This is a genomic window from Pseudonocardia lutea (genome assembly GCF_042658055.1).
GTDB classification, from domain to species: Bacteria; Actinomycetota; Actinomycetes; order Mycobacteriales; family Pseudonocardiaceae; genus Pseudonocardia; species Pseudonocardia lutea.
Genome location: NZ_JBHSQK010000126.1, coordinates 1 through 9,298 on the forward strand (window position 1 = coordinate 1; position 9,298 = coordinate 9,298).

Here is a 9,298-nt window from a genome sequence, read left to right on the forward strand (position 1 = left end):
CGCGCGGCCACGGCGTCGTCGCCCGGCGCGCCGGCCACGGCCCGCACGAGGCCGCCGCGTCCGGAGCGCCCCACGACGAGCAGCTCCGCGTCGACGGAGAGCATGGTCAGCACCGCGGCCGCGTCGCCGTGCACCACCAGCGGGTGCAGCCGCAGCTCCGGGTAGCCGATGCGCCAGGGCGAGAGCACCTGCTCGAGCTCGCGGCCGGCGTCGTCGGCGCTGTCGCTCCCGCCGTCGTCCTGTGCGCCCGTGCCGAACGGGCCGGGCAGCATCCGGGCGAGCTCCCGCAGCCCCCGCGTCCGCGCCCGCCACGCCCGGACCGCGACCAGCTCGGCGTCGCGCTCGAGCGCCTCCTCGACCGCGGTGCGCAGCACGTCCTCGGGGGTCCACGGCGCGACCCCGACCACCACCCGGCCGCGGGCGGTCTCGTCGGCCGGCACGACCGCCGTCGGGCAGAAGGAGGTCGAGAGGACCGGACCGGAGGCGGGGGCGGGCAGCGCGAGCAGGGCGGCGTCGGCGGTCAGCGGGCGCAGCACCCGGCCGAGCGGGTCGGACACCCGGTGCAGCCGGACCGGGAGCCGGGGGTACTCACCGCGCAGCCGCCGGACCGCGCGGGCGCCGTCCGCCTGCGTCGCGACGAGCTGCAAGGGCAGGTCGCGCCGGCTGGCCTCGGCCGCGGCCCAGCGCTGGGCCGCGATCGCGGCCACGGTGCCGCCGTCGTCGACCACGAGGACCGGGCGCACGGGGGCGACGGTCACGACCGGACCGCCCCGACGGGGCCGTACGGGACCGGGTGGCGGAGGACGGGATGGCGTGGTGCGGGGGAGGGCACGATCACCGGCCCAGCCTCCGTGCCGGACGGCCCCGCCCGGCAGGGCCGGAAGTCCCGGGCTCCGGGTGTCCTGGCCCACTCCCCGGGCCCGCGGCGGGCCCGCCGGATCCGCCGCACGGGTGCCCGTCCGTTGGCCCCGCCGGGGCCCTGGCGCGCAGGTCCCGCCCTGCGTAGCGTTCGGGTCCGTGGCGCGGCCGGGGACGTCGACGCGCCACGCGGACGGGGGACCGCGGAGGGGGCACGATGTCCGTCGACGAGCCCGCCGCCGGCGCGGGGGCGCAGCGGCCGCGGAACGGCATGCCCCCGGATCCTGCGCTGACCTTCCCCGACCAGCCCCGGCTCGAGCTCGACCAGCTGCTGCGCCAGCTCGTGCAGCGGGCCGGCGAGGTCATGTCCACCCAGGGCCGGCTGCGCGGGCTGTTGCGCGCCAACCAGGCCGTCATCGCCGACCTCACCCTGCCGGTGGTCCTGCGCCGGATCTGCGAGGCCGCCCGCGAGCTCGTCGACGCCCGCTACGCCGCGCTCGGCGTCCTCGGTGGCGACGGGCGGATCGCCGAGCTCGTGCACACCGGCATGGACGACACGGTGGTGCGTCGGATCGGCGACCTGCCCCAGGGCAAGGGGCTGCTCGGCGCGGTGATCGACGAGGACCGGCCGATCCGGTTGCGCACCGTCGCCGGCGACCCCCGCTCGTGCGGCTTCCCCGGCGGTCACCCGCCGATGAGCAGCTTCCTGGGGGTCCCGATCCGGGTCCGGGAGCAGATCTTCGGCAGCCTCTACCTCGCGGACTGCACGCGCGGGGAGTTCACGGCGGAGGACGAGGAGCTCACCCGCGCCCTCGCGGTCACGGCCGGCGTCGCCATCGACAACGCCCGCCTGTACGAGTCCACCCGCCGCCGCGGGGAGTGGCTGGCCGCCACCGCCGCCGTGACCCGCGAGACGCTGGACCCCTCTGCGGGGCGGCCGCTGAGCACCATCGCCGAACGCAGCCGCGAGCTCGCCGACGCCGACCTCGCCATCGTGCTCCTGCCCGACGACGAGGACGAGCTGCGCGTCGAGCTGGCGGCCGGCAGCCCGGGGCAGCACGCCGTCGCCCGGCAGCTGGAGGGCCGGACGATCCCGCGGGACCGGACGCTGTCGGGGCACGTCTTCGACACCACGCAGCCGTTGCGCCTGGCCCACCCCCGCGAGCTGGCACACCTCGAGCCCGCCGTGGAGGTCGCCGAGCTGCGCATCGGGCCGATCCTCGTGGTCCCGCTCGTCGGGGCCGAGCGCAACGACGGGGTGCTGCTCCTGACCCGCCGCATCGGGCGGGCGCCGTTCACCGAGGAGGACCTCGACATGACCGCGGGCTTCGCCAACCAGGCCGCGGTGGCGCTCGAGCTCGCCGAGTCCCGTGTCGAGCGGGAGCGGCTGCGCATGCTCGACGAGCGCGAGCGGATCGCCGCCGACCTGCACGATCACGTCATCCAGCGGCTCTTCGCGGCCGGGCTGTCGCTGCAGGGCGTGGCGGCCCGGCTCGACGGGCCCGAGGCCGGCCGGGTGGCCCAGGTGATCGGGGACCTGGACGACACCATCGCGCAGATCCGGACCAGCATCTTCTCGCTGCAGCGGACCGGCGACGACGAGGGCGTCCGCAGCAGGATCCTCGTCGTCGTCACCGAGGCGGCCCGGCTGCTCGGGTTCACCCCGCTGCTGCGCTTCAGCGGTCCCGCGGAGACCCTCGTCGCCGCGGCGCACGACCCCGGGCTCACCGACGACCTGGTCGCCGTGCTGCGCGAGGCGCTCGTCAACGCGGCCAAGCACGCCCACGCGTCGCAGGTCGAGGTCGACGTCGTGGCCGAGACGGTGGACGGTGGGGACCGGCTCTCGCTCGTGGTGACCGACGACGGAGTGGGGCCGGGGGAGGGCGCGCGGCGCAGCGGGCTGGCGAACCTGGAGCGCCGGGCGCGACGCCGGGGCGGCAGCTTCGAGCTGCGCCCGCACTCCCCGCGCGGCTCCTGGCTGCGGTGGGTGGCGCCGCTGTCCTGACGACCGCCCCTGCACGTCCCGACGCGGAGTCCCGACCCATGCCGGGACACCTGCGGACCTTCGGCCCTGCCCGGCACCCGCCGTCCTTCCGACGCTGTCGCGCATGGCCGCATCGCCGCGCCGGGACCGACTGCCCCGGCGGCGTTCCGACCGCCTCGCGGACCTCGTCGCGTGGGTGGTCTGCGCGATGGCGCTCGTGGCCCTCGGTGCGGCCCTCGTCGTCGGCCTCGGCGTCCACGGAGATCTCGCCGCCCGTGCCGCGGCGGAGGCCCGCGCGCGCACCCCGGTCAGCGTCGTCCTCGCCGAGGACGTCCCCGTCGTCCCGGAGGCCGGCAACCGGATCCCCGCCGACGTCCGCTGGACCGGGCGCGACGGGATCGAGCGCACCGGCCGCACCGAGGTCACCGCGCCGAAGCACGCCGGGGACGAGATCGACGCCTGGGCGACCGCGGACGGACGGCTGGCCCGCGCCCCGCTCGCCGGGTCCGAGGTCGTGTTCGTCTCGGTCCTGTCGGGTGGCGCCCTGCTGCTGCTCGGCGGGCTCACGGTGGCGGGCCTCGGACGGCTGGCGTTCGCCGGGGTCGCGCGGCTGCGCGCCGCCGAGTGGGAGCGGGAGTGGGCCGAGGTCGAGCCGCGCTGGACCGGTCGGGCGTCCACGGGCTGAGCGACCGGACCCCGGGCCGGCGGCTGTACGGGTTCGCGTACCCCGCCCGGGACCTTGGTCCCCCCCGCCGGGGACCTCCGCGGGTACTGACGGCGCGCCGGCGCGACGGAGGCTGCGGGAACCCCCAGGACCCGACCCGCGCCCGGGGGGCGCGGAAGGAGCGAACCATGGCCCCGGCGCTTCCCGTCCAGCTCTCCGTCGAGGTGCCCGGTGCCGGAACCGTACTCGTGCGGGTGGCCGGCGACCTCGACGCGGGCAACGGGGCGCGGTTGCTGCGCCTGCTCGACGACCTGCTGCGGGACTCGCCCGCGCTCGTCGTCGCGACGGGCGCGGGCGGCGGGCGGCTGGTCGTGGACCTGCGCGACGTCCGCTCCTTCGAGTGCCGGGGCCTCGACGTCCTCCGGCACGCCCGGCACCGCGCCGCGACCGTCGGGGTGGAGCTCGTCGTCGCCGGCCTGGAGGACCGCAGGCCGGTGCTGCCCGGCCGGGTCCTCGCCCTGCTCGACGCCGTCACGGCCGCGGAGGGCCCCGCGCCCGCCGAACCGCCCCGCCGCCGCGCCGCCGACCGCGTCCCGGTCCTCGCCGGCTGAGAACCCGCCGGAACACCGGCCGGGACACCCCGGCGGAGACCACCGGCCGGGGACCACCGGCGGGAGACGAAGGACCACGAGGGGCCGAAGGACCCTGGCGCCGGCACCGCCCCGCGCGCTAAAGGTCCGATGCGGAACCGAGGAGGGTGTCGTGCACCGGAGCGACCTGCGGTACGAGTCGGGCCTCGTCGAGGCGATCTGGGTGGGTGAGTGTCCCGCCTGCGGCGCAATGGTCCGGGTCAACCACCCCGCCCAGGCGCGCAGCTGGGAGACGGCGCACTCCCGGTGCGGCTGCGGGCGCACACTCGTCCCCGACGAGACCGGCCGCGGCTGGCGGCCCCGGCGCGGCGAGCCCGTCGGCTGATCGCGCGTCCGCCGGACGCGCCGGCGGCGGGGTCCTTCGTCCCCTTCCGGCGGGCCGGTAAGCCGCAGCGACGGCACCCGGCCCCGGGCGACCGTGTGCGGAGACGTCCGCCGTGTCGAGCCGGGCGTCCGGGGGAGGGACGATGACGGAGCAGCTCGGCGCAGTGGTGGTCGCGGGCGTCGACGGCTCCGACGCCGCGCTCGAGGCCACGCGGTGGGCGGCGGCGGAGGCGGTGCGCCGTGCCGCCCGGCTCCGGCTCGCCGCCGCCGTCGGCTGGACGACCTTCCGGCCCGTGGGCCTGCCCGCGCTCGGGCAGGAGTACCAGCGGCAGGCCGGCGCGCGCGCCGCCGAGGAGCACCTGGAGGCCGCGGCCGAGGCGGCCCGCGCCCGGGCCCCCGGCCTGGAGATCGAGCGCGGGGTCCGCGGCGGCGAGGCCCCGGTCGTGCTGCGCACCGAGTCCGAGCGGGCGGCCCTGGTCGTGGTCGGCACGCGCGGCCGCGGCGGCTTCACCGGGCTGCTGCTGGGATCGGTGGCCATCGCCGTCGCGACGACCGCGGCGTGCCCCGTGGTGGTCGTCCGCGGGACGTCCGCGCCGACGGGCCCCGTCGTCGTGGGCGTGGACGGCGGCGACGGCGAGGACGCCGACGAGGGGGGCGGGAGCGAGAACGACGCCGCGCTCGGCCTCGCCTTCGAGGAGGCGGCGCGCCGGTCGGTGCCGCTGGTCGCGGTGCACGCGTGGAGCGAGGCGGTGCTCGATCCCTTCCTCGTGCCCCTCCTCGACCGGAGCGCGGTGCAGGCCGAGCAGGAGAAGGCGCTCGAACGACGGCTGGCCGGCTGGTCCGTCAAGTACCCCGGCGTCGAGGTGCGGGCGGTGAGCGTGGTCGACGGCGCCGCGCGGGAGCTGGTGGCGCGTTCCGCGGGGGCGGGGCTGCTGGTCGTCGGCTCGCGGGGCCGGGGCCCGGTCACCGGGGCGTTGCTCGGCTCGGTGAGCCAGGCCGTCCTGCACCACGCCGCCTGTCCGGTGGTCGTGGTGCGGCCCGAGGCGGGGGCGGCAGGGGGTTCCCCGTGACCGTGCAGGGCACCGTCGTCGCCGGCATCGACGGCTCGGACCTGGCGATCGAGGCGGCCCGCTGGGCGGCGGCCGAGGCGGCCCGGCACCGCTGCGTGCTGCGGCTCGTGCGCGCCTACCGGCTGCCGCCGTCGTCGGATCCCGAGGCGTCGTCGCTGCTCTGGTCGCACGCCCACCATCAGCTGTGGAGTGCCGCCCACTGCGTGCGCGCGGTGGTCCCCGAGCTGGCCGTCGAGCAGGTGGTGGCCGAGGGCGACCCGGCCGAGGTGCTGCTGCGCGAGTCGGCCGGTGCCCGGCTGCTGGTGGTCGGGACCCGCGGGGTCGGCGGGTTCGCCGCACTGCTGGTGGGGTCGGTGGGGTCCGCGCTGGCGCGGCGGGCGGAGTGTCCGCTCGTCGTGGTCCGCGGCCCGGTCCTGCCCGACGCCGCGCTGGTGCGCGTCGACCGCGCCCGACCGGTGGTGGTGGGCGTGGACGGATCGCCGGCGAGCGAGCCGGCCCTGGCCTTCGCCTTCGCCGCGGCGGACGCCTGGTCCGCCCCGCTGGTCGCGGTGCACGCCTGGGTCGAGCACCTCGAGGAGGCCGACGCGCTCGCCGGGCTCGCCGGCCTGGAGGAACAGGAACGCGAGCTCCTCGCGGAGCGGCTCGCCGGCTGGACCGTCAAGTACCCCGGCGTCCCGGTGACGGGGGAGCTGGTCCACGGCCCGCCCGCCCGGGCCCTCGTGGCACGGTCGGTGAACGCCCGCCTGGTCGTCGTCGGCTCGGTCGGGCGCGGCCGGGTCGGCCGGGCCCTGCTCGGCTCGACGGGCCGCGCGCTGCTGCACCACGCGCACACCCCGGTGGCCGTGGTCCGCCCGGACGCCGCGGACCGCGCCACCGCCTCCTGACCGAGGGTCAGGACCACACCGAATCCGGACAACAGTGTGGTCCCGCCACATACTCTGTGGCGTCCCGCCGCACTAGCGTCCCGTCCCATGACACAGCCGTCGACCCGCGGCCCCGCGGGCACCCCGCCCCGCACCTCGCTGATCAAGGTCGTCGCCGCCTCCATGCTGGGCACGACGGTCGAGTGGTACGACTTCTTCCTCTACGGCGTGGCCGCCGCGATCGTGCTGCCGCACGTCTTCTTCCCGGCGGCGGACCCGGTCGCCGGCACGCTGCTCTCCTTCGGCACGTTCGCGATCGGATTCGTGGCGCGCCCGCTCGGCGGCCTCGTGTTCGGCCACTACGGCGACAAGCTCGGTCGCAAGAAGCTGCTGGTCGTCAGCCTGCTGATGATGGGGCTGTCGACCTTCCTGATCGGCCTGCTGCCCGGCTACGCGACGATCGGCGTCGCGGCACCGGCGCTCCTGGTACTGCTGCGGCTGATCCAGGGCTTCGCGCTCGGCGGCGAGTGGGGCGGCGCCGTCCTGATCGTCTCCGAGCACGGCGACGCCCGCCGCCGCGGCTTCTGGGCGAGCTGGCCGCAGGCCGGTGCCCCGGCCGGCCAGCTGCTGGCCAACGGCCTGCTCGCGCTGCTCGCGGTGGTGCAGTCCGAGGAGACGTTCAACGCCTGGGGCTGGCGGATCCCCTTCCTGCTCTCCGCCGTGCTCGTGCTCATCGGGCTCTACGTGCGGCTCTCGGTCGAGGAGTCGCCGGTGTTCCGCGACGCGCAGGCCAAGGCGGCCGAGCGCGCCGCGGCCGGCAGGGCCCCGACCCCGCCGATCCTCGAGGTGCTGCGCCGCTACCCGCGGGAGGTCCTCACCGCGATGGGCGCCCGGTTCGCCGAGAACGTCTCGTACTACATCTTCACCATCGTCGTCTCGACGTACATGAAGGAGCGGTTCGGCCTGCCGGCGTCCTTCGTGCTCGGCGCGGTCCTGATCGGCGCCGCGGTGCACGTCGTCACCATCCCGCTGTGGGGCCTGGTGTCGGACCGGATCGGCCGGCGCCCGGTGTACCTGCTCGGCGCGGTCGGGGTCGGCGCCTGGGCGTTCGCGTTCTTCGCGCTGCTCGACACGCAGAGCTTCGGCCTCGCCGTGCTCGCCGTCGTCGGCGGGCTGGTGTTCCACGGTGCGATGTACGGGCCGCAGGCGGCGTTCCTGTCCGAGCTGTTCGGCACCGGCGTCCGGTACTCGGGCGTGTCGATCGGCTACCAGCTCGCCTCGGTCGCGGCGGGCGGCCTCGCCCCGATCATCTCGGTCGCGCTGCTCGCGTCGTTCGGCACGGGCTTCGCGATCGCCGTCTACGTCGCGGCCAGCTCGGTGATCACGCTGATCGCCGTCGCCTCCTACCGGGAGACCCGCAACCGCGACCTCGCCGCCGACGACGGGTTCGGCGACCGCGCGGACGCCGTGCCGGACGGGACCACCCCGGCCCGGCGCTGATCACCGGAGATGGCCCCGGCGCTGCCTCCGGGCGTGCTCACCGGGCAGGATGCGCGGGTGGCGCGCACCGTCCTCGACCTGCTCCGGCTGCTCGCCGACCGGGTCGACCGGGTCGACCCGGTCGGCGGGCGGGCGGACGGTGCCGGTCGGGACGGCCGGGCCGGGGAGCTGGAGCACGCCGCGACGGAGCTCGCGGGCTCCGAGCCCGAGGCCGGTGCCCTGGTCCTGCGCATCCGGTCGGCGATGGAGGCCGGCCGGCGCCGGGAGACCGAGCTGGCCGCCCTGGTGGAGACCGCCCGGGAGCTCACCTCGCAGTCCGACACCGGAGGGGTGCTCGACGCGATCGTCCGCCGGGCCCGCGCCCTGCTCGGCACGGACCTCGCCTACCTGACGCTCTTCGACGCCGACCGCGGCGACACCTACATGCGCGCCACGGCGGGCTCGGTGTCGCCGCGGTTCCAGGCGCTGCGGCTGCCCCTGGGTGCCGGGCTCGGCGGGCTCGTCGCGGCGACCCGCAACCCGCACTGGACCGGGAACTACGGCGAGGACGAGCGCTACCGGCACACCGAGGAGATCGACGCCGCGGTGGGCGAGGAGGGCCTCGTCGCGATCTGCGGGGTGCCGCTGCTGGTCGACGCCGAGTTCGTCGGCGTGCTGTTCGCCGCCAACCGCTCCGCGCGGCCGTTCGCGCCCGAGGAGGTGGCGCTGCTCGGGTCGCTCGCCGCCCTCGCGGCCGTCTCGCTGGTGCAGACCCGCCAGCTCGCCGACACCGCCGCGGCCCTCGAGGCGCTGCGCACCGCGCACGCCGCGATCGCCGAGGCGGCCGCGGCGCACGACCGGTTCGCCGGCGTCGTCCTCGAGGGCGGTGCCGTCGCGTACCTCGCCGAGGCCCTCGCCCGCCTGCTCGGCACGTGGGTGGTCGTCCTCGACGCCGAGGGCGCGCCGGCCGCCCGGTTCGGGGAACCGCCCGACGCCGGGTGCTGGGGCGAGGCGGTCCGCGCCGCGGACGGCGCGCCTAGCCGGCTCGCCCGGGCCGGGCGGGTGTGGGCCGCCGCGGTGGTCGCGGCCGGGCAGCGGCTCGGCACGCTCCTCCTCGGCGGCGTCCCCGAGCTCGGCGCGGGCCAGGTCCGGACCGTCGAGCGGGCCGCGATGGTCACGGCGCTGGTGCTGCTGTTCGGGCAGCGCGAGGCCGAGGCGGACCGGCGGGAGCGGGCCGAGGTGCTCGCCGAGCTGCTGGCGGTGGCCGACCGCCCGCGGCCCGCCGTGGTCACCCGGCTCGAGGAGAGGGGCGTCGCCGCCCGCCGCCCGCACGTCCTGCTGGTCTGCCGGTGCCCGCCGGCCCGGCGGCGCGCCGTGCTGCGCGACGCCGCGGCGGCCGGCGGGCG

Annotated in this window: 9 protein-coding genes; 8 read left to right on the top strand and 1 reads right to left on the bottom strand. The window is 77.6% G+C overall.

What is annotated here, in order from left to right; genetic code table 11:
- The coding region (locus ACFQH9_RS31520; protein WP_379572026.1) for a universal stress protein at positions 1-758 on the bottom strand (758 nt) is incomplete at its 3' end.
- A 317-nt stretch (positions 759-1,075) separates the two neighbouring features.
- Here ACFQH9_RS31520 and ACFQH9_RS31525 point away from each other — a divergent pair.
- The 8 genes from ACFQH9_RS31525 to ACFQH9_RS31560 all read left to right on the top strand — a co-directional run.
- The gene (locus ACFQH9_RS31525) at positions 1,076-2,863 is read left to right on the top strand and encodes a sensor histidine kinase (RefSeq protein ID WP_379572028.1); all 1,788 of its coding nucleotides are present in this window, start codon (positions 1,076-1,078) and stop codon (positions 2,861-2,863) included.
- Between the two features lie 103 nt (positions 2,864-2,966).
- On the top strand, positions 2,967-3,527 hold the full coding sequence (locus ACFQH9_RS31530) for an Rv1733c family protein (RefSeq protein WP_379572030.1): 561 nt from the start codon (positions 2,967-2,969) through the stop codon (positions 3,525-3,527).
- Positions 3,528-3,694: 167 nt separating this feature from the next.
- Positions 3,695-4,117 (top strand): STAS domain-containing protein, encoded by a 423-nt coding sequence (locus ACFQH9_RS31535; protein WP_379572032.1) that lies wholly within the window; start codon positions 3,695-3,697, stop codon positions 4,115-4,117.
- A gap of 151 nt (positions 4,118-4,268) precedes the next feature.
- On the top strand, positions 4,269-4,481 hold the full coding sequence (locus ACFQH9_RS31540; protein WP_379572034.1) for a hypothetical protein: 213 nt from the start codon (positions 4,269-4,271) through the stop codon (positions 4,479-4,481).
- Between the two features lie 142 nt (positions 4,482-4,623).
- Entirely contained in the window at positions 4,624-5,550 is a 927-nt protein-coding gene (locus ACFQH9_RS31545; RefSeq protein ID WP_379572036.1) for a universal stress protein, read from the top strand.
- A complete protein-coding gene (locus tag ACFQH9_RS31550; RefSeq protein ID WP_379572038.1) occupies positions 5,547-6,434 on the top strand; it encodes a universal stress protein in 888 nt (295 codons plus the stop codon). The genes ACFQH9_RS31545 and ACFQH9_RS31550 overlap by 4 nt, the downstream gene beginning before the upstream one ends.
- 87 nt (positions 6,435-6,521) lie before the next feature.
- Entirely contained in the window at positions 6,522-7,913 is a 1,392-nt protein-coding gene (locus ACFQH9_RS31555) for an MFS transporter (protein WP_379572040.1), read from the top strand.
- A 57-nt stretch (positions 7,914-7,970) separates the two neighbouring features.
- The coding region (locus ACFQH9_RS31560) for a GAF domain-containing protein (RefSeq protein ID WP_379572042.1) at positions 7,971-9,298 on the top strand (1,328 nt) is incomplete at its 3' end.

Excerpts from the sequence above, each read along its gene's own strand:
- ACFQH9_RS31530 (WP_379572030.1), top strand. The coding sequence starts at position 2,967 with ATGGCCGCATCGCCGCGCCGGGACCGACTGCCCCGGCGGCGTTCCGAC.
- ACFQH9_RS31525 (WP_379572028.1), top strand. The coding sequence starts at position 1,076 with ATGTCCGTCGACGAGCCCGCCGCCGGCGCGGGGGCGCAGCGGCCGCGG.
- ACFQH9_RS31555 (WP_379572040.1), top strand. The coding sequence starts at position 6,522 with ATGACACAGCCGTCGACCCGCGGCCCCGCGGGCACCCCGCCCCGCACC.
- ACFQH9_RS31545 (WP_379572036.1), top strand. The coding sequence starts at position 4,624 with ATGACGGAGCAGCTCGGCGCAGTGGTGGTCGCGGGCGTCGACGGCTCC.
- ACFQH9_RS31535 (WP_379572032.1), top strand. The coding sequence starts at position 3,695 with ATGGCCCCGGCGCTTCCCGTCCAGCTCTCCGTCGAGGTGCCCGGTGCC.